The organism is Shewanella nanhaiensis, from assembly GCF_019457885.1.
Taxonomy (GTDB): Bacteria; Pseudomonadota; Gammaproteobacteria; order Enterobacterales; family Shewanellaceae; genus Shewanella; species Shewanella nanhaiensis.
Genome location: NZ_JAHZST010000088.1, coordinates 1 through 255, shown reverse-complemented (window position 1 = coordinate 255; position 255 = coordinate 1). Strand labels below are relative to the sequence as shown.

Here is a 255-nt window from a genome sequence, read left to right as displayed (position 1 = left end):
GTGCCAGCGCCTAAGGTGACAGTGGCATCGATTTGGCCATCAAGTTCCGCATCGTTAATAAAGCCATCATTATTGGCATCCTCATCAATGACCACGGTGGGGGCCGCCGGTGCGCCGGTGCCTGTGCCGTAATCCAAGGTCGCTGCATCTGAGCCATCAGCCGTGTTGCCCGCCGCGTCAGTGACGGTGGCCGTCACCACTAAATTCGTGCCTGTCGCTGGCGCATCAAAGGCAATGGCAAGGCCATCATCTATC

The 255-nt window shown here is 58.0% G+C and carries 1 protein-coding gene; it reads right to left on the bottom strand.

All coding sequences use genetic code 11. The features are described from left to right. A partial coding sequence (locus tag K0625_RS24450) for a hypothetical protein (RefSeq protein WP_220111934.1) occupies positions 1-255 on the bottom strand: 255 nt, incomplete at both ends.